We start from the raw sequence: 23,181 nt of genomic DNA on the forward strand, positions 1-23,181 counted from the left end.
GGGGGTCGTTTAAAAATATTGTCCAATTCCAAAGACGATGCCGTTAGTGGCATCATCACCTATACCGAACCCATAATCCAATCTAAAAACGGCATTGAATATGCGTTTATGAATAAATCGGATACCCAAACCGGGATATAAACGAGTAGCCGAACCATTGAACAATTGCGAGAAATCACCTCCGGGTTTGCGCCAGGCACCTGCATCGACAAAGGCATTGCCCTGCACTACGAACCAGCCTTTTTCGTATAGGGTGTGCCGATATTCCGTGTTCAGGACTATTGCGGCCGTACCTCTGTCCACAGTGTTTCCCACACCGCGTATGTTCAATTGGTTGTCTAGTGTAAAAGGCGCAAAGGGTGAATCCTCATTTCCTATAGCGGCCGCCAAGCGAAGCCTATTGGCCCAGTTGCCTCCCTTTCCTATTTTTTTATAATAAATAAAATCGTTGCGCAAGGAAACAAAACTTTTTAGAAATTCATTCCCAGGCGCATCACCGTCCAATAATTGAATATACTGTCCGGTAAATTCGCTTTGAATTCCATCAAAATATTGGTATTCAATATCCAAATCCACATAACGGTATGCCGCTCTATAAATTAATTTATCGGCATTTAAATCCAAAGGCCTGTTGGGCAAAGGCGGCTCATCTCCTACAAAACTATAGTTTTCCTTGACCAGTATGGCACCTAATTCGGCTTCATTGTTAAAATCGAAAGAGAACAACACATTGGCTTCGATATTTCTGGAGTTAAAACGATAATTCTTGTCACCCTCTTCAAAGAAAACAGGCTCCTGTGTAGTTACATCTTGATAATTCAAACCAATGCCCAACTTATCGCTAAAAAGAAAGGGATGTTCCCAAAAAGCTCCATATGAATTGAATACGTTCTTTTCGTAAAAGGCTCCCAATAATTGATTGTTTCCAAATAGATTGAATTCAAAGGCGGAAACTCTATAGGCAAAACTTCCATCGTTTGCCGTAGCGATACGCAGTCCGGGAATCAAAGTGAAGTTTTCTTCTACCTTATAAACAATGACCGTCCCATCGGGTGTTTTTTCTAACGTGTAGCTGGCGTTGGCAATTCCGGGAAGCCGTTTTAAACGTTCCACATCCTTCCGGACCTTTAACGTATCTAATACAGCACTTTCCTTCGTTTTGATCAACCTTTTCAGAAAAGACCCCTTGGTTCTTTTAAGTCCATCGAATGTTATGTTTGAAACATTGTTTTCCTGAGCACTCAGTATAAAAGAGAACGTCAGAAAAAATAGGACTAGTATTTTTTTCATGTTGGCAAGTTTCTTGGGTAAGACGTTCTTTTATCAATTTCCCTACGGAACTATAGCATATTTAACAAGAATTTTGCAGCTGTTAAGAGAAAGTAAGCTCAAAAAAGGAGGCTGATGAAATTTATACCCAAAAGTATAATTTAGACAAGAGAATGAACATTGCCCTCAATAGAAAATGACGCTTAAGGGATTAATCCTTCTGCTGAATTTTTGCCCACGAGTCACGAAGGCCCACAGTTTTATTAAAGACTAACTTTTTTGGGTTAGAATCCTTATCCACACAGAAATAACCGATTCGTTGAAATTGAAAGCGATCTTCTGTTTTGGCATCTTTCAGGCTTGGTTCCACATAACCTGTAATTACTTCCAAGGAATTAGGATTTACAAATTCCATGAAATCCTTGTCTTTGTGCCCGTCGGGATTTTCATCGGTAAACAATCTGTCGTATAAACGAATCTCGGCCTCCAGGGCATGAGCAATGGAAACCCAATGCAAAGTGCCTTTTACTTTGCGCAAGCTCTCTTCCGTGCCACTACCACTTTTACTTTTTGGGTCATAAGTACATTGAACCTCAATGATATTACCATCATTATCTTTAGTACAGCTTTCAGCCTTGATGATATAACCGTTTTTTAAACGCACCTCATGACCAAGCTTTAGTCGAAAGAATTTTTTGTTCGCCTGTTCCTTGAAATCGGCCTTTTCAATATATAGTTCCTTGGAAAAAGGAACCTCTCTGAAACCTGCGGATTCGTCTCCGGGATTGTTTTCCGCTTCTAGCCATTCTTCCCTCCCTTCGAGATAATTTGTAATGACAAGTTTTAGAGGGTCTAGAACGCCCATAACTCTTGGAGCGACTCTATTAAGGTGTTCTCTTATATTAAATTCCAGTAAGGAAACATCTATAAGATTTTCCCGTTTTGCAATACCAATGGTATCCGCAAAATTCCGAATGGCCTCGGGCGTATAACCCCGCCTTCTAAGCCCAGAGATAGTTGGCATTCTTGGGTCGTCCCAACCTTTCACTATATTTTGTTCTACCAATTGTGCCAATTTTCGTTTGCTGACCACCGTGTGGCTTAAATTTCTTCTTGCAAACTCACGTTGTTTGGGGCGTATTTTCTGGGAATCGTACACTTGGTCCAAAAACCAATTGTAAAGCTCACGATGCGGCAAAAATTCTAATGTACACAAAGAGTGGGACACCTGTTCTATATAATCACTTTCCCCGTGGGTCCAGTCATACATAGGGTAAATACACCAATCGGTATTTGTCCTATGGTGCGGTCTATGTAAAATACGGTACATAATGGGGTCGCGCATGAGCATATTGGAAGATGCCATATCAATTTTAGCCCTTAGCACATGGGTGCCTTCCTCAAAATCTCCGTTTTTCATTCCTTCAAAGAGAGCTAGATTTTCATCGATAGAGCGGTTTCGAAACGGACTTTCTGTCCCTGATTCGGTAGGCGTTCCTTTTTGTTTGGCCATTTCTTCCGAGGATTGACTATCTACATAAGCCTTCCCATTTTTGATGAGTAAAATGGCCCAATCGTAGAGCTGTTGGAAATAATCGGATGCATACCGTTCGGTATCCCACCTATAGCCAAGCCATTCTACATCTCTTTTAATGGCATCTACAAACTCCTGTTCTTCCTTTGCAGGATTGGTGTCATCAAACCTTAAATTGACGGGTGCATTATAGCGCAGACCAAGACCAAAATTCAAACAAATAGAGCTGGCGTGGCCAATATGAAGATAACCATTGGGCTCTGGTGGAAAACGAAAGCGAAGCTCGTCTTTGGAATATCCTTTTTCCAAATCTTCCTCAATGATTTGCTCAATAAAATTCAATGATTTGGCGGTCTCGCTCATAGCTCGATTTTTAAGGATACAAAAGTAGCAAAAATGCGGTAATAGCCAGTTTTTAAATGCGCACACCCTATATTAATCGTGTTTCACAACAGAATTGATTCGCTCTACAACATTAAGTTCATATTTAGCGTTATATATAGCATATTTGATAATGAATACTAGGTTTATGTGAAAATGAACACGGCATTCAACCCATAGTAGTGGCCCCCAAATCTACTTTGACTTATGAAAACAAACTACAAAAATTACGTTTTTAGTGCCGTATTTGTGCTGTTCTGCCTCTTGCAATCGCAAGCGCAGGCCATTGTTATCAACGCGCCAGAACCAGCGGACAATCCTAACCTTTCGGGTAATTCTCCATGGAACGCCATTTGTGCCGGGAACGGTGGGTTCAATGAATATTTTGTTAATATATCATGGGCAGGAACCGTAAACGCGGGCAACGAATTTATTTTAGAACTGTCGGATGCACAAGGTAATTTTGGTAGCCCGTCCATATTGAAAACGATTACGGATAAAAATACGACTACAGATTTTGATATTTCTTTTGCCATACCCGAAACAACTAGGGGACAGGGTTATAAAATGAGGGTGAGAAGTACCGATCCCGTTAAGACGGGGAGCGCATCAGACGCGTACAACATGTATTATTTGGATGTTACTACCAACCTGAACATAAGTCAGGCAGGAGACGGGGTACCACCAGGAAGTGTTTGTAGTCCAGACCCTATTACACTCCAAGTGGACAATATCACTAACCCAGAGACCTATCAGTATATTTGGTATAGAAGCGGCACGCTTTTGACCGGTGAAACAGGCCACACGTTGAATGTGACGCAAAGTGGCATGTACAACGCTTTCGTAGATTACGGCCCAGTTTGTACCGGATCTGGAAATACGGATTCCAACATTGTGGACGTAACCATTGGTACTGCGGGAGAAGGTATTGCGGTTGCAAATCCTACTCGTACCGCATTGTGTAGGACAGACACCGAAACGCTTTCCATTGACCGTACGGATGCAACTTGGAACTACAGATGGTACAAGGATGGAAATCCTATACCGGGAGCTGTTGCCAGCTCTTTTAACGTTAATGGTGCCAACGTTGGTTTTGAAGGTGAATATGCTGTAGAGATATCCGGAAATAGCATCTGTACAGAAAGATCCGCTCCGATTACGATAACAAATGCAGAAGTGTATACCGTAACTAGGGACAATCCAGAAAACATTGTAGTATTACCTTCACAAACGCAGACTTTAAGCATTAGCACTACAGCAAATGCCCCAACTTATAAATGGTTCAAGGACGGAGCTGAAATTTCGGGTGAGACGAATGCCACTCTAGAGATTACACAAGCTGGAGATTACTACGCGGAAGTAACGCAAACAGGGGGTACATGCGGTTTAAGCAGCAAGAATTCGGAAGTTACCCGAGCAGTTGCCCCAGCATCGTTCGAAATCATTGCGGGTTACCAAGATACCTATACATCATGTGAATCTACGAGCACGGTTTTAGAGGTGACCACAATCAATGCAGTTGCTTCGGATGGAACTAAAACAGATGTAACTACAGATTTAGCGGACACTTTTTCATATCAGTGGGAGAAGGACGGAGCAACCGTCTCGGGCGAAACGAACAAAATTATAAGTCTGGCCTCTGATGCAGAAAACGGTGAATACAAAGTCAATGCAATTTTGGATAGCTACAACGAAGACTCGAATGTGTTATCCGTCAAGCTTTTGACCAGTGAAACAGTCCTTATAGAAAGTAACAGCACCACCTATTGCAGTGCAAGCGATATCGTAACCATTACTACGGATAAGGATTTGTCCGCGGAAAGTTTTGAATGGCAGCGAGATGGTGTTCCGGTAGGCACAACGGGTCAATCCTTGGATGTGAATGCAACAGGAACATACCGATTGGTCTTAGATAAAAACGGATGTTCGTTGATCTCAAACGAGATTACCATTGTTCCTTTTGATGAAGACTCGATTACTTTAAATGTAGAGGAAGAGGTGGTAATTCCCGAAGGGACTTCCCTTACGGTCAGGGCACAAGGAGGAACGGCTTACAGTTGGATGAATGCTAACAATGAGGAAATGAGCAACACGGATAGTGTGACCATAACCGAGGAAGGTACATATACCCTTGTTGCAAGGGTTGATAATTGCGAAGTGGTCAAACAAGTTTCCGTAACTTATTTGGACTCTTTTCAAGTTCCCAATGTAATAACAGTAAATGGAGATGGTATTAATGACCAATGGATTATTCCCAATTCTTTCTCTAATAAAGCCGATGTAAACGTTATTATTTACAATGAGCAAGGAGAGGAAGTATTGAACGAATTTGATTATAAAAACAATTGGCCGCAGTCATCTACGGCTTTCACTAGACAAAATATGGTATTCTATTATAAGATAAGGGATGCCAGTGAGGTACTTAAACAGGGTACCATCACAGTAATACGCTAAAATCAACATGTTAAAGAAGAGTGTCTTTTACTTATTATTGCTCGTACTTATAGGACTTAAGGGGAATGCCCAAGAGGAGAATCCATATGTGGACTATGAAGTGCCTGCTCAGAACCTATTAAAGTATAATCGGTTTTTGATAAACCCTACCTTTTCAACGGTAAGGGAAGATAAGTCTTATATTAATCTTCTACATAGAAACCAATCGGTACAATTAGAGAACAACATCCAAAACTATTTTTTGAGTTACAGTGGGCGTATAAGCGACAGGACAGGTTTGGGGCTTAGTGTCTACAATCAGAGAGAAGGGGCGTTGAGCAACTTTGGTGTCTTGGCAAATTACGCATATGGTTTAAAGTTGAATGATAAGAGCAACTTCACCTTTGGGGCCAATATTTCGTATTATAATAGTGGAATTGACCGTAACCGAACCGTAACGGTAGAAGATGATCCTCTGTTAAACGGTTTTCAAGATCAGAACTTGATATTGTTTCAGCCTGGATTCAATCTATCCTATGGGAAATTTGATATCGGTGTTTTTGCAGAAAATCTTTTCGATTATAATTTAAAGACCAGCGAATCCTTGACGGAATTTGGCGATAAGACATTTTCTGGCCATTTGCAATATACCCATCAGTTTAAAAACCAATCGGGTATTTTTGAAGAAGGCCGTATTATGCCATTGGCTCGCGTTAGGATGAACGGGGAACAAGACGACCTTGCCCTGGGCGGAAGTTTAATATTGGATTTGCCAAAACTTGGATGGCTTCAAGGGGGTTATGATACTTTTTACGGTGCTGCGGCGGGTATCGGCTTTAATCTGAATAGAAGAATTTCGCTAGGATATACCATGGAAAAAGGACTCTCCAACAATTTTGCCGATTTTGGGGTAACCCACGAAATATCGGTAGCGTATTCTTTTACACCTAATCTTACGGAAGATAGGGTAATGCTGGAAGACGATGCAGATGATTTAGTAGAGAATGAATTTGTTCCCGAAAACATTGCCACGAACGAAGAGATAGCCGAGCTTAAACGGAAGTTGGCAGAGAACGATGCCATTATAGAGGAATTGATGTTCCGCCAGGATTCGTTGGAGTCCGGCAGGCAAAGGGATTTAGAACGCCGTTTTGAAATGGTGATGCGCATGGTCCGTAATGAAACAGAAGGCGAAAGACCTGATTTGGAGCGTAGGGCAGAAGAGATTTTTAAGGGCAAGGATAATTCAGCAGCAACTATTGCTACGGCAAATACCACTACAAAAAACGACTATCAAAATAATGAAAATACCGGTCAGGATAAAATAAATAAAGACGCTATTGCAAGCACTGTTCCCAAAAGAGTTGTTAAAACAAACAACAGTTTAGCGGAAAAAGATAGGTCAGCCCTTCCTGTAACTCAAAAAAGAGATGCTGTAGTAGCTATAAATAGCCCAGCAATTAAAAGTATGGGTTCGCAAAAAGACCCTGTTCAAGATAAGGTAAAGAGTAGAAGATTTAGGGATTTACCCGATGTAACGGATGGTTATTATGTGGTAGCTAACGTTTACAAAGGCGGGAAATATTTAGATAACTTTTTGAATAAATTAAATGAAGATGGTATTGATGCAAATTATATAGACAATCCTAATAATGGGTTAAAATATGTTTACCTTAAGCGGTATGACACTTGGCAGGAGGCGCTAGCCGCTCACAAGTCCAACTTTAATGGTGCCTATAATGATGCTACATGGATCATGAACGTAGAAAATAGATATACCAATGAAGCTTATGCCGAAAACGTAAACAAAATTAAGGAACGGTCTTCTAAATATGATTTGGACGCATTGCAGTCCAATGTAGTGGTGAAAGATAAGATGGCGGCAAATGAGGCGGAACCAAAGACTTACAAAATTAATGGTATAGGATCTGGATATTATATTATCGCCAATGTGTTCGCCAACCCGAGAAATGCAAATCGTTTTGTAAAGCTCTTAAACTCCTATGGGCTAAATGCAAGTTACTTCATTAATCCAGAGAATAACTATAGGTATGTATACTTGAAACGTCATGAATCTTGGAGCAATGCATTGATTTCATACTACTCAAAATTGAACGATGCCTATAACGATAAGATGTGGATCATGAGGGTAAATCCCGGTCAATTGGCCTAATTGATAATCATACTAAAAAACATAGATTTCATTTGGATTTTCTGCATGCTGAAAATATAAAACGCTTTAAAACCTGAATTAGTTTTCAGGTTTTTTTATTTCAAATAGGTCATTCCTCAACATAACCGACCACTCGGTCGGTACTGAAAACAAAGGGTTTACGAGAAATCTGACTCTATCTAAGTGCGCTTTCACAACATAAAGCGACCATACCACAACATTAAATTTAGTTCCTCATGTTTATGGTGAATATTTGTTTTTGGAGTATTCCGTTGTAACACTTTCTTACATGGATAGTGATAGGGATAACCAAACAAACCATATAGATAACCAACATGTTTATATTTTCGGATACCACCAAACAGATTCCTTTCCTAAAAATGGACAAAAATAAGTTTATATACTTTTTTGTATTTATAATGGGCATGTTCTCTTATATCGGATTTGCTCAGGAATACACTAGTTTCACAAGAAGCAGTCCCTCCACCGGATACAACAATTTTAGATATGAAACCCGACTAAGAGGGGATTTAGTGTTGATAGGCAACAGTATCTTGAATAGAGATAGTGGAACAGCTGGTGAGCGGCCAAATGATGATTACAACAATTTGCTAAATGACAATAGCAGATGGTGGTCAAATGATGACAGTAGTGGTTTTTTTAATTACAATGACTATAAAAACATGCAGTATATTGATGTTGACGCCCCAAGTGAGGGCACATTCAACTCAAGTACGGCATCCTTTTCGTTTGCGGACAACTCCTGTAATATCATTAGATATGCAGGTTTGTATTGGTCTGCTACCTATCCAAGCGCAACTGCTAATGGATCCTATTCTTACGATAGCGGTAGTGGGTCCCTGGTGTATCAATCAAATACCGTTCCTGTTGGTGATGGTAGACAAACAGATTTTAATCAGGTAAGGTTTAAAGTTCCCGGAGGTAGTTATGTAGATATTACGGCAGATGAGGTTCTTTATGATGGATTTACTAGTACCGATAGCTCCATCCGCTCCAATAGTCCTTATGCTTGTTATGCTGACGTTACGGCATTGATTACTCCTCTCTTAAACCCAGAGGGCGATTATACCGTTGCCAATATTAGAGCAACTACAGGTGGGCTTACTCCAGGAGGAGGTTCTACTGGTGGTTGGGCCTTGGTAATAATTTACGAAAACCCAAATCTACCGGGGCGTTATATCACAACATTTGATGGCTTTGCCCGAGTTAATGACACTAATTCCATTGATATTGATTATTCAGGCTTTACCACAATCCCTTCGGGACCGGTCTATGCAGATCTTGGTGCTGCTACCTTAGAAGGGGATTTTAGAATTGTAGGGGACGGATTAGCAATTCAAGCGGAACAAAATAGTATTGCCAATGGAGGTACGGGATTTGTGACCATCAGTGATGCAGCAAATGATGCGAACAACTTTTTTAATAGTAACGTTTCCTCAAGGGGAGCCATAACGACCACAAGAAATCCGGCTAGTTTTAACACGCTTGGTTTTGATGTTGACCTTTTGGAACTGGCCAACACGCCAGGTAATTCTATTATACCAAACAATGAAACGGAGGCTACTTTTAGATTTTCAACAGATGGAGACCAGTATTACCCATTTTTTAATTCATTCAGTGTAGAAATCATTGAACCGAATATCGTATTGGAAAAAAGGGTAAATACGCCTGGAGGCGTAGACATTACCGGCCAAGGTGTAAATTTAGGACAGATATTGGATTATGTGTTGACCTTTCAAAACGTTGGAAACGATGACGGGGATAATTACACCATACGGGATGTTCTCCCGGTTAATGTCTCTCCACCGGATGGCAGAACTGATTTTATTGCAAGTGATTTTGATTTACCTCCAGGGGTAGGTCTACCTACCTATGACCCGGCCACAAGAGAAGTAGTTTTCACTATACCCAATGATTTAGTGGTAAAAAACGGACCTGATTATGTCATTCGTTTTACAGTGCAAGTCGCCGAAAATTGTTTTGATTTTGTAGACGCCTGCTCTACTACAATAGAAAACGTGGCTTATTCAACTTATCGTGGAATAGATAATCCCGCAGTAATTACAGATGACCCCAGTGTTACTGATTTTGATACCTGCGGTTATACAGTTCCTGGTGCTACCAACTTTTTATTGGACGATTTAGAAAATTGTGATTTTAATAGAACCGCAGAACTTTGCGGAAACGAAGCGATTCTACAAGCCGGTTCAGGATTTGATTCCTATATCTGGTATAGGGATGAAAACAATGATGGTTTAATTGATTCAGGAGATACCTTATTAGACGATGGTGATCCGGATAATGACCCTAGTACCTTTGTGGTGACTACAACGGGCACTTATATAGTAGATAAAATTATTCCTGCCCCATGTATTGGTTTTCAGGAAGTAATTACGGTAGTGCCTTATGGCACTGGAACCATTCCAAACCCAATAATTGAATTTTTTAATGATGTAAATGCGGATGCGGATCCCTTTAATGATATTACCGGTGAAATTGTACAATGTAGTATCGATAATGATGACCTACCCAAACTATTCCTTTGTGGAATAGGGGACACCAAGCAGCTTCAGGTAAATATCGCGGATGCGCAGACAATTACATGGGAGCTAATGGGTTCCTGCAGTACGCCAGACACTACAGGAGATGATTGCGCAAATAAGGATTTGACCTGTTCTTGGACTTCAGTCGGTACCGGAAATAGCTATGTTGTGAACAATGCCGGTAAATATAGGCTTTCGGTGACCTATCAAAATGGTTGTACAAGTCGTTTCTACTTTAATGTTTTTCAAAACACATTGGATATTCAATACAATGAGCGAGATATCTTTTGTACCAATCCTGGAAATATTACCATTACAAATTTGGGAACAGGTTATGGATATCAACTTGTTAATGATGATACGGACTCCATTATAATTCCATTCAGTGCCAATAATGGGCCTAGTTTTGATTTTAATCCAGGAGAAAATGGTTCTTATATTGTACAAGTCACGCAATTGGACGCTTCCGGAACCCCTATACCCAACGCTTGTGTTTTTGAGACGCCGGTCATTGGTATATTGGACAGGCAGCCTACCTACAATGTTACGCCAACAAATGAAGGGTGTACTGAACAAGGAGCTATAAACATACAAGTATCTAACGTTCGAGGAGACTATAACTACGAATTACAGCGTATAGTTTCTGGTACGCCAACCCTAGTTGATGACGCTGCTGGTGAAACCAGTAATAATTTTACATTCTCAGGCTTAACAGCGGGAGAATATATAGTATCCGCAAGCACGGCCGACGGCTGTTCCTATAGCGAAAATGTTACTATTTCAAATGAAAACGATTTGGAATTAACTGCTAGAGTGTCACAACACATCACTTGTAAAGAAGGAAATATCCTGATGGAATCTACAGGAGGGACAACACCTCATAATTATGCTATTTGGTCCTATATAGACGATTCTGGAACTACGATTACTTCATATGCCGATCCCAATGATATTCCGCCCTCAGAATTTCAACAAAGAAATATATTCGATATTCTGGACCCAGGTGAATATACATTTGTCGTTTTTGATAGGAATAATTGTTATGCATTTTCAAATACGGTTACTATTGAGTTTCAGCCTGCCGCAACCTTTAATGCAACCGCTATAACAGATGTAAATTGTTTTGGTGATGTAAGCGGAGCTATTCAGTTTGACCTCGTAGATGATAATGGTTTTCAGCTTACATATTATTTATTTGATGCCGCTACATTTGATGAAAACCTATACAATGTAGCAGATGCGATCGCCACCAACGGTTCGGGCTTTTTCCCAAACTTGGGGGCTGGAGATTATGCTATAGTTATCAATCAGAGAAAGGGAAGCTCGGACTGTGATTATTTTGAATATTATACAATTTCTACCCCCGCAAATGCCTTAAATGCAACTTCGACATTAATACAAGATTACACCTGTACACAAGAAGCAATAATTGAAGCCCAAAATATCACTGGAGGTACCGCTCCATATTCATATAGTATTGATGGAGTGAATTTTGTTCCTGACACTACACCAAATGCGAACCGATTTGAGAATTTGACAGACGGCACCTATACAATCACGGTGAGAGATGCAAATGATTGTGAGTTTGACATCGTGCCAGCTATTGTAATCGACCCATTAAACCCACCTACGGATTTAACCTTTACGGCAACCGCTCCTAACTGTCCAACACAAATATCGGACGTTACGGTAACGGTCACGGACGGCAACGCACCTTTCGTATTCGAAATCATTGCACCATCATCGATTTCGGCGACCTCAATTTCCGGGAATTCTGCAAATTTTGACGGCTTGGCCCCAGACACCTATAATTTCAGGACAACGGATAACAAAGGTTGTGTTTATGAAGAAACCTTCACTATAAACCCAGTCACACCTATTGGTGCCGTGGGTCAATTAGTAAGCAATGTTACTTGTTTTAACGGCAATGATGGCGAGGCACGATTTACGGTTTCTGGTTTTGGAACAAACTTCAACTATTCTGTAACAGGACCTTCTAGTTTTAATGGAACTAATGAAACTAGCGGAACGATTGATTTAACCGGACTAACAGCAGGAACCTATGAAATTACGGTAACGGATAACATTACCAATTGTACGGATACGGCAAGTGTAATTATTCAACAACCAACAGCGGCATTAGCCTTGATGGTAACCGAAACACAGCCCACATGTATTACTGATGGCAGTGTGAATGTAAGCGCTACCGGAGGTTGGGGCGGTTATAGCTATGCCTTGAACAATCCTGATGCTTCCCTTTTCGGAACAAATACTTCGGGCAATTTTTCAGGATTAACGCAATCTGGCACCTATAATGGAATCGTTACCGACACTAACGGATGTACAGAACCTTTTTCATTCGTATTGAACGCTGCGGTTGCTCCAGTTTTAGAAATAGTCCCTAATGATAATTGTTATACGGCCGTGATCGGACTTACATTAACCGCGAATGTAACATCCGGTGGAGATGGAAATTTTGAATATAGTTTAAACGGAGGCCCTTTTGATACGACAAATACATTCTCAGGACTAGCCCCTGGCACACATACTATCAATGTTAGAGACGGCAATGATTGTACAAGTGCAGAAACCATTACCATTAATCCTGAACTGACCGTTATTGCCAGTGCCGACCCAATAACAGTTTGTGGAACCGATACGGATATAACAATAACCGCTGCAGGAGGTGACGGAAACTACGTGTATTCTGTAGTTCCCGATGGTGACCCAGCGGGAACCTTTGCCACTACAAACCCTGTGTCCGTATCGGGAATTGGTGTCTATGACGTTTATGTAAGAGATAATGCTGGAGGTACGGATTATTGCGAGGCTGTTTATGAAATCACCATTGCACAGGATGCACCTATTGTAATTACACCAACGCTTACGGACAACACTTGTTTTGGAGCAACGGAAGGAGAGATTTCATTGGCAGTCAGTGGAGGAGAACCGCCATACAGATATAGCATTGATGGTGGAAGCAACTATCAGACAACAACCGATTTCTTCAACCTAGCCGCAGGAACATATAATATAAGCATTCTGGACGCGAACAATTGTCCGCAAACCGCAACGGTAACGATTGACCAACCTGATATGATTACTGCGGACGCCGCACAGACATTAGCCTATACTTGTAACCAGTTGGGTGAGATTTCTGTAGGTGTCGGCGCATTGACCGCTACAAATGGTGGGTCTGGAGATTATCAATACAGTATCAATGGAGCGCCGTGGACGGCTTCTACAACGGGAGGAACGGTATTTACTGGGCTTTCTGACGGAACGTATACCATTCGTGTCAGGGATGCTGCTGTGGTTACTTGCTTTATCACTTTGCCAGATGTAATTATACCACCATTACCGGTAGCACCAACACTTAGCGAGTCGGTTTCTTATAACTGTGATGGTACAGGAAATATAACAATCTTGCCGAACGACCCCTCATATACATATAGTTTGGATGGTGGCACTACCACACAGACCATTAACGTATTCAACAATATAGCCGTTGGGACATATACGGTAACGGTGGATTATGGTAGTGATTGTGAAACGGATATTGCAGTAACGGTTGAAGCGGGCAATCAGTTTGAGGCATCTGTTACAGCGTTTGAGAATCTAGACTGTAACGGAGATAATTCGGGAACCATTACAATCGATGCCAATAATTACGGGGTAGGCGGTTTTGAGTATAGTCTTGATAATTTTACAACGACACCGTTACCGGCCGAAACAGGTCTAACGGGACCAACTACCATAAATGGTCTGGCCGCTGGGAATTATACGATTACGGTAAGGGATGTTGACAACCCAGTAGTGGGCTGTACCGTTACATTGAACCAAACAGTAACGGAACCAACGGTATTGACCGTGAGTAACGTCCTTACACAACCTACTTGTATATCGGATGGATCAGTCGTCATAACCCCTTCTGGTGGTATTGGCGGGTATACATACGAAATCGCGCAGCCTAATGGCGCGCCAAATCTTGGCCCACAAACAAGCGGCACATTTTCAGGTCTGTCAGAAATAGGTGTGTACACCATTACAGTAACCGATGCCAACGGTTGTACAGCAACGGATACATTTACAACGATTGCAGCTTCTAACCCAACGGCAAGTATAGACCCAACCTCTGACCTATGCTATTCTTCTTCAATTCCAGGAGCGGCAACGGTCGTTGTTGGAGCAGCAGACGGTGTAGCACCGTACTTATACAGTATCAACGGAGGCCCAACAAGAACGTCAAATACATTTACGGATTTGATTCCTGGAAATTATACCTTCACCGTAACGGACAGCAATGGATGTTCGGATACCACCCCATTGACAATAGCACCGCAGTTAACAGCTAATTTGGTTCTAACTAAAGACTTGGACTGCTCGGCTTCCCCAGATGCAATTCTAACATTAACAACAAGTGGTGGTTATGGTCCGTTTACCTATGAACTTAGTACTGATAGCGGTACTAATTATTCCGCGTATACAGGCGCATTGCCTTATGTTACGGCTGTTGCTGGAACATATAGGTTCAGAATAACGGATACTGAGGGCTGTATGGCAGAATCCAATGATATAGAAGTTTCGGCAATCGTTAATCCGCAAGCTACTGCCACATTAACAAATCCAACTTGTAATGGGGATAGTAATGGAATTATAGAAATCAATATTGACCCTGCTTTTGGAACCTCTCCTTACGAAGTAAGTTTTGAGGGATCATCGTTTACGGCACAGAGAGTTTATCCGGGTCTCGCCGCAGGGAATTACACATACATTGTACGGGATAGCAAAAGTTGTACGTTCACCGAAACGGTAATGCTTACGGACCCTGTATTATTTGATGCCAATGTAGTTCCTACGGATGTAAGTTGTGGGCCAATGGGAGACGTTCCTGGAAGTATTGCCATATCAATTACCAGTGGAGGAACACCGGGCTTTACGTATACCCTATATGATAATCTAAATAATGTAGTGGCATCGCCTACTACAAATCCAATAGTAACATCTGCCACATCGGTAACCTTTGATAATTTAGATTTTGGAGATTATTATGTTAGGATTATTGATGCTAACGGATGTGAGTATTATGAAAACCCGGTACGCGTGTTCGCTAATCCATATTTATCAGTGGATGCGTTTACTCCGGCGGTAAGCTGTATTACCGGTGCAACGGTAGATCTATTGGCCAGTGGAGGATCGGGAACCTATGATTTTTCAGTATTTGGATCTTCCCCGCTTATCACTCCTACGACCGAGGTTGCAGGGCCGGGCGCGGATGAAGAAAGTGCTACTTTTGATGGCCTTACACCTGGACAAACATATATATTTGAAGTTATAGACACTGGCGTGCCTAATGGCTGTTCCAGTTATATTGAGGTTATTGTTCCTCCTGTCTCTTCAATTGATGTGGTTGCTGACCCAACAATAACTGATGTTACTTGTTTTGGAGATACTGATGGATCAATAGCATTTCAATTTGAAGCATATGACGCATCGGTAACAGATATCAATTATGAAATAAGGGAAAGATTGACCAACGCACCTTTAGGGGCTGCGTATTCTGGAACAGCAACGGGACCAAATGGTCCTGGACCAACGGTCTTGGAAACAGTTAGTAATATCCCTCCTGGAGACTACGTACTTTATTTTATTGAAGCAACAAATCCTTCTTGTTCCAATACATATGAATTTAGGATTTTAGAGCCTACTCAGGTTGTCTTGACCGTAGTTGACCAAAACAATGGCAACTGTAACGAAGATGCTAACGTAACAGTAATCGCAAGCGGAGGTAATGGGTCTTATACCTATGCTTTTGTAGAAGATGGTGATACGCCTGTAGCGGGAGATTATACCAATACCTCTGGGTACGCTGAACTGGACGCTTCCGTAAACACGGATTGGGATGTTTATGTATTGGATGGCAATGGCTGTGCGGCTGCTACACATTTGGATATCAGTATTGCAGACGACCCCTTGCCCGTTATTTCGGCAGTGGTAGCAAACCAATGTGCCATGGGTGCGGAAGAAGGAGACTTTATCATTGAAGTTACTTTGGACAATGCAGGGATACAACCTTTCAATCTAAGCCTAAATGGCGGTGGATTCCAAACGTCTACTTTAACGAATGCCGGAGACACATATCAATTCACTGGTTTAAGCTCAGGAAATTATACCATTGAAGTACGTGATTTTAATGGATGCGGCAATTCAGTTTCAGTTGAAATTTTCCCGCCCACTTCAATATCTGCGGAAGTTACCACACAACCTACTTGTTTAGGAAGTGATGGAGAGGCCTTGATTACGGCTTATGGCGGATCAGGTAATTTTAGGTACGAACTCTTTTTAGGAGCAGTTAGCGTTACGGGGTCTCCTCAAGTGAGTCCTACGTTCACAGGGTTGAATCCTGGTATATATACGGCATTTGTATATGATCAGGTATTATCGGGCTGTGATGCACAGATAGACCTTACGCTAGAAGTACCAACGGCAGTGGTATTTACGACCGCATCTACAGATGTAAGTTGTTTTGGCGCTACGGACGGTACTATTACGGCTACTTTGGATCCTGCAATGGACAACCCTGTATATACCTACCAATTATTTGATAGTGGCGGTATAGCGGTAAACGCAACACCTCAGACTTCAAATGTTTTCACAGGACTAGCTGCAGACACCTATAATGTAAGAGTATTTTCCGGTAGGGGCTGTCTGGCCAATCGAACGGAGACAGTAGGAGGACCTACGGATATTAATACAATAACGCTGAACCAAGCAGAATATTTATGTCCCTCTGGGAACAACCAAAACAATGCTTCCATAACTATTACGGGGGCTATCGGCGGCAGCGGCACCTATGTAAGGTATGATTTCTATGACAATAACGGAACCGTAGGCAACCTTGCGGATGATAGCTTACTGCAGTCAGGAACAAATGATACTTATATTATAACCGGGATTTTAGGAGGAGATTACAGAATCGATGTTTTTGATGATAATGGTTGTAGTGGAAGCACTCATACGAGTATAGCTCCTTTTGACGAGCTCTTATCCGCTACAATTGTCGTAGTTGAACCTATTTCATGTATTGCTCCCGGCAATTTGGGAGAAGATGTTCGCATAGACGCTACTAGCTCTATTACAAATTCAACGGCAAATCCTGGTAACTATGAATTTAGACAATTGCCTAGCGGAACATTTGCGGCAAGTAATACGTTTGCAGATCTGGCCCCTGGCAATTACACTTTTGAGGTGCGAAATGTAGCAACGGGCTGTATTATACCTATTGTGCATAGGGTTGAAGAACCAAATACCTTTGATATCCAGATCGATGTCCAAAGTAATGTAATCTGTTTTGGGTCGAATACAGGCGAGGTTGCCTTTTCGATTACAGACGCGACCTACACGGGCGGGTTCAACTATCAGGTGTTCACGCAAGTGACGAATATCGCTCAAACGGCTGTGTTGAACCATGCGAACCTAGGCCCTACACCAGTGGTAAATTTAGGAGCGGGCGATTACTATGTGGTCATTACGCAGGATGGTTTCCCCGAATGTACAAATCAAGAGAACTTTAGCATTGCAGGGCCTGATATGGCGATTACCGGAGATACGGAAGTGACACAGATTACCTGTACCCCTTTAAATGACGATGGTATTATCCAAGTAGTGGATGTTGAAGGCGGATGGGGCGGCTACCAATATTACGTAAGCACAACGGCAATTCCAGACGAATTTGATGCTTCAAACTATGTTACAAACCCAAGATTTGATAACCTAACAGCTGGAACATATGAAGTATGGATTATTGATAGTGAAGGCTGTCCACATCAACTTACAGATGTTGTTCTGAACAATCCAACAGCTATAACGGCCGATTTACAAATCAATCAAGAAAATTGTATAAATCTTGAAGGAGAGATTTCAGTGGTAAACGTATTGGGAGGCCAAGGAACCAATTACACCTATCAGTTGTACAGGAATGGAACTCCATTTGGAGCATCCCAAGGCTCTACGATATTTGCCGCATCGGGTGAAGGAACAGTATTCTCAGGACTTGGAGAGGGCATTTATGAAGTAATGATCAGTGATCAATGGTCCTGTGTTACAGCTTCCTTGATCGGTCCAAGGGAACTTTATGAAGAAATGAACCTTGGTGTATCCGTCCAAAAACAGTTGGATTGTACTGCCACTCCTGAAGGGGCAATTACGGTAACGGTTAACGGAGGGTCTACAAATCTAGAATTCAGTGTATTCTATCCTGGAAATGTATCTGGTATAGCAGACCAAATCAGAACAGATGGAATGTTTACAAATTTACCGGATGCTGGAGTATATACGTTTAGGGTAAGGGATTTGGATACTACCAATCCTGTTTGTGAGAAAACAATCACACAATCACTTGATGCTCCCGTGAATCCAACTTTATTGGACGCTACGATTGTTGATGTAAGTTGTTTTGGAGGAAGTGATGGTAGCATTTTGGCAAGTCTTGATCCGGCAACGGATGTAAACCCAATTTATCAATATGAATTGATAGGGATAAGTGCAGGTGCACATAGCCGTCCGCTGCAGAATAGCCCATTGTTTGATGGCTTGCCAGCTGGGGATTATCAAGTGCGGGTAGTTTCGGGAAGAGGCTGTGAAGACACGAAGAATGAAACTATAGCGGAGCCAACCCAATTATTGATAGATGCTTCCGCTACGGCATTTGCCTGCTCGGCAGATAATACGGTAAATACTGCTACGATTACTGTTGCTATTTTAGATGGCGCTACCACTCCTGGAACCCTTTCAGGAACATCACCCTACTTGTATAGTATTGACAACGTGAATTTCCAAACGGCTAATACCTTTGAAATAATAGACACTGGAGCCGTACAGAACATTACGGTTTACGTAACGGATGGCAATAGTTGCCCACAGACCGATACGGTAAGAATAGACCCTATAAACACATTTACCGCCACAGTTGCACAAGACGTTGCAATATCCTGTGCAAATCCGGAAGAGGTTACAATAACAGTAATTGAAACAGGAACTCCTGGAGATGTGTACACTTTTGAGCTGTTGCCTGTTCCAAACACGGATGGTACAATGACTTTTAGCACGAACACATCTGCAGAATTTGATTTGACCGAAGTCGGAACCTATACATTCCGAGTAACCAATCAAACAACAGGCTGTTATGTGGATACCGCACCATATACCATAGCGCCATATGATTTGATTGAAGCTACAGCGGTTGCCACTGCTCCGGTGACATGTTTAGGGGATGATAACGGTGAGTTGGAGATAGACGTGAGAGGATATAGCGGCAATTATAGTTATCAGGTATTTGATAGCGCGGACAACCCTATTGGTAGTCTCGTAAATACGGATACGAGTGTAAACCCACGTCCTATTTCCGGATTACCTGGTGGTAATTATTATGTAAGGATAATCGAAACAGATGTGACAAGCTCAAGATGTTTTGATGATACGAATACTGTGACCATCATATCGCCAAGTATTCCATTGGACGCTACGGTCTCAATATTGTCCGAACCAACGTGCGATAATGATAGAGGCGAAATACAGATTATTCCGGAAGGGGGTTATCCTCCATATGATATTATCATGACTAATACGACTACAGGCCAGCCAGCATATACGGCTACGGATGTATTCTCTGTTTCATTTGAAGGTCTTTCCGCAGGAAATTTTGATATTACGGTAACTGATAATATTGGATGTGTGCGACCATATAGTGAAGTACTGAACCCGGCAACACCGATTATTGCGGACGCAACGCCTTTAGTGACCAACTTAGCTTGTTACGGAGACACTGGAGCGGTCGTTACAGCTAATATTACAGGTGGCGGAAGTGGCAACTATGAATATATTTTAAATACATACGATGCCACAGGAACTACTATCGTAAGTGCCACAGGACAGCAGTCAAGTCCAGACTTTAATGACTTGGGAGCAGGTATTTATAGCGTTACTGTTGTTGATGGATGGAATTGTGATGTAACAACGAACACTGTTGAGATTATACCAGCGGTAGAAGTAGAAGCACTATTGCTGAGAACCGACCCATTAACCTGTGCGACCGGAGCAGAATTTGAACTGTCGGCTACGGGAGGTAGTGGTACCTATGAGTACAGTACCGATAATATCATCTTCTTGCCAATGACAAGCAATCCATTAGGTTTACCCACTACCGCAGTATTACTTCCGGCAGGAACGTATCAATATTATGTAAGGGATGCCATAAATGGCTGTGAGGCCGTGCTTTCCAATGCCATTACAGAAGACCCCATTATGGACTTGATATTGGAAGTAGATAGTTCTGCCGCCTTTATCAATTGTACAGGAGAAAGTACGGCTAGTATTTATGCCGAAGCCACAGGAGGTCTTGGAAATTATAGATATGAACTGTACAGTGATTATGGTGGCCCATTGACGGACTTAGATAATCTGGACCCCGCACTTTTGAGTGTTTCGGACCGAATGGTTGGACCGATCCCTATGGGCGAGTTTAGAGATTTACCGGCAGGCACTTATTACGTAAACGTATTTAGTGGAGACTGTACGGCAAGTCCGGTTCAGGTCATTATTGAAGAACCGATTCCATTAACATACACCGAGGCTGTGTCTAATGTGAGCTGTCAGGATTTGGACAATGGTAGTATAACCGTTACACTTTCAGGGGGTGCCGGAGGATACCAATATGCCATTTCGCCTAATCTAAATCAATTTGATACAATCAATTCTTTCACAGATTTAGCCCCAGGGATCTATACAGTGATTGCACAGGATCAAAATGGCTGTTTTGAGTATTTAGAGTATACAATTACTGAACCTACGGCTATAACTGTAACCTCACAAACTACACCAGAAATTTGTTTGGATAGCGAGGACGGTACAATAGTAGTGGATATTACAGGAGGAACAGCTCCATATAGCACAGCGTTGAATTCTAACGAAGATGCGGATTTTGTCCTTGATAGGACGGAATTTTCAAATCTTGCCGCAGGGAACTACTTGGTGTTTATAAGGGATGCCAACGGTTGTGAAACCAATGTAGTCGTGGACATAGAAAGAGGTGTAAATTTGAACGCCGAGATTACCCCTGTATATGAATGTAATAGTGATCTACCAAGTAATTTTGTTAATATCACTTTAGAGGACCCATCGGTGCTTGGAGAAATATTATATGGTTTGGATGTAACAGACCCGCTTAATCCGGCTGCCAATGAGCTACAGCTAAATCCGGATTTCAGGAACTCAACACCTGGTATACATTACATCACTATTGCCCATACCAATGGTTGCGTTCAAACTTTTGAATTTGAGATAGAAGCTTTTGAGCCGTTGACACTATATGCCGAGCAACGGAATCTAAACGAAATTACCGCCATAGCCGAAGGTGGTAGAGAAGAATATATCTTCTATTTTGATGGAAGGGAGAACGGCAATGATAACACCATTTTTATTACAAGGACCGATACATATGAGATTCGCGTTGTAGATGCCAACGGTTGTGAAGCAATCACCAATATTTTTATGGAATTCATAGACGTAGAAATGCCAAACTTTTTCACACCGGATGGAGATGGGCAAAATGATTTTTGGGTTCCTAGAAATTTAGAACCGTACCCAGAGATACTAATTAAAATATTTGATCGTTATGGTAGAGTGGTTTCCGAACTAGCTCATGATTCCCAAGGGTGGGATGGTTTGTACAATGGCAAAGAATTGCCAACTGGAGACTACTGGTATGTGATTCAGCTCAATGGAGAGGAAGACGAAAGAGAATTTGTGGGTCACTTTACATTATATCGATAAAAACTTAACCTAAAAGACTATGCGCCTTAAGCTATTGACATTGGTTCTTATTGCAAGTGCCTTCTCCTTTATCAGGGGTCAAGAACTTAATTCACCGCAATTATCACAGTATTTGGCGGACAATCCTTTTGTACTATCTCCCACGTATGCAGGTATTGGTGACCATGTTAAGATTCGTATGAACGGTTTAGCGCAGTGGGTAGGAATCAAAGACGCACCTAGAACACAATCTTTGGCCGCGGACATGCGTATTGGGGAAAAGTCGGGTATCGGGGTTTTCTTTTATAACGATAAAAACGGATTTACAAAACAGCAAGGGGCCCGTGTCTCTTTTGCGCATCATTTGACGTTGGACCGTTACGAAGACGAGTTTTTATCCTTTGGAATTTCATATAACTTTAACCAGTTTAGGATCGATACAGGTGAATTCGATTTATTGGAATTTCCCGATGGCGGAGTGGTAAACAATCGCCAGACCACCAATCATAACTTTGATGTTGGTGTGCTGTATAGGTATGACAAATTCTATTTTGCAGCGAACGCATCAAACTTGATAGATAAAGACCCGCAGAACCTTACTTTTGATATTTCCGAGCCAAATGAGTTGAGAAATTACTATTTCTATTCAGGCTACAGATATACTAAAAACAAAAACAGTAAGGTGGAGATAGAGCCTTCCGTATTGTTTAAAGTTTTTGAAAGTGATGGGCGTTCCGAAACGGATTTAAACCTGAAGTTCAGATTTTATGATTTTGAGGACTATTATTATGTTGGGGCAAATTATCGTTTCCTGAATGACCAAATAGGGAGTCCGCTCTATATTTCCCCTATTGCGGGTCTAAAGAAAAGCAACTTCTATTTTGGATATTCCTATCAGATAATTTTAAATGAAATTTTAGGATATAGTTCAGGTACACATGTTGTTACCATTGGTGTAGATCTCTTTCAGGGCATCAGTAATTGTAGGTGTACCTATTAAATTAGGCTACTTTGTCATA

Annotated in this window: 6 protein-coding genes; 4 read left to right on the forward strand and 2 right to left on the reverse strand. The window is 41.7% G+C overall.

Going from position 1 to position 23,181, the window contains the following annotated elements; genetic code table 11:
* Nucleotides 1-9: 9 nt before the first annotated feature.
* Both ACKWBX_RS00295 and ACKWBX_RS00300 read right to left on the reverse strand, forming a co-directional pair.
* Nucleotides 10-1,290, reverse strand: a complete 1,281-nt coding sequence (locus tag ACKWBX_RS00295) for a POTRA domain-containing protein (protein ID WP_413966640.1) — start codon at nucleotides 1,288-1,290, stop codon at nucleotides 10-12.
* Between the two features lie 190 nt (nucleotides 1,291-1,480).
* Nucleotides 1,481-3,166, reverse strand: a complete 1,686-nt coding sequence (locus tag ACKWBX_RS00300) for a glutamine--tRNA ligase/YqeY domain fusion protein (protein ID WP_413966641.1) — start codon at nucleotides 3,164-3,166, stop codon at nucleotides 1,481-1,483.
* 225 nt (nucleotides 3,167-3,391) lie between these two features.
* On the opposite strand from ACKWBX_RS00300, the gene ACKWBX_RS00305 reads away from it, so the two are divergent.
* From ACKWBX_RS00305 to ACKWBX_RS00320, 4 genes are all read left to right on the forward strand, one after another.
* Nucleotides 3,392-5,638 (forward strand): T9SS type B sorting domain-containing protein, encoded by a 2,247-nt coding sequence (locus ACKWBX_RS00305; RefSeq protein WP_413966642.1) that lies wholly within the window; start codon nucleotides 3,392-3,394, stop codon nucleotides 5,636-5,638.
* Between the two features lie 7 nt (nucleotides 5,639-5,645).
* On the forward strand, nucleotides 5,646-7,790 hold the full coding sequence (locus ACKWBX_RS00310; RefSeq protein WP_413966643.1) for a PorP/SprF family type IX secretion system membrane protein: 2,145 nt from the start codon (nucleotides 5,646-5,648) through the stop codon (nucleotides 7,788-7,790).
* Between the two features lie 380 nt (nucleotides 7,791-8,170).
* Nucleotides 8,171-22,183: a T9SS type B sorting domain-containing protein gene (locus ACKWBX_RS00315; protein ID WP_413966644.1), complete on the forward strand. Its 14,013-nt coding sequence runs from the start codon at nucleotides 8,171-8,173 to the stop codon at nucleotides 22,181-22,183.
* Nucleotides 22,184-22,202: 19 nt separating this feature from the next.
* Entirely contained in the window at nucleotides 22,203-23,162 is a 960-nt protein-coding gene (locus tag ACKWBX_RS00320; protein ID WP_413966645.1) for a PorP/SprF family type IX secretion system membrane protein, read from the forward strand.
* Nucleotides 23,163-23,181 lie beyond the last annotated feature (19 nt).

It is taken from the genome of Maribacter algae (assembly GCF_047345745.1).
In the GTDB taxonomy this organism is placed as follows: Bacteria; Bacteroidota; Bacteroidia; order Flavobacteriales; family Flavobacteriaceae; genus Maribacter.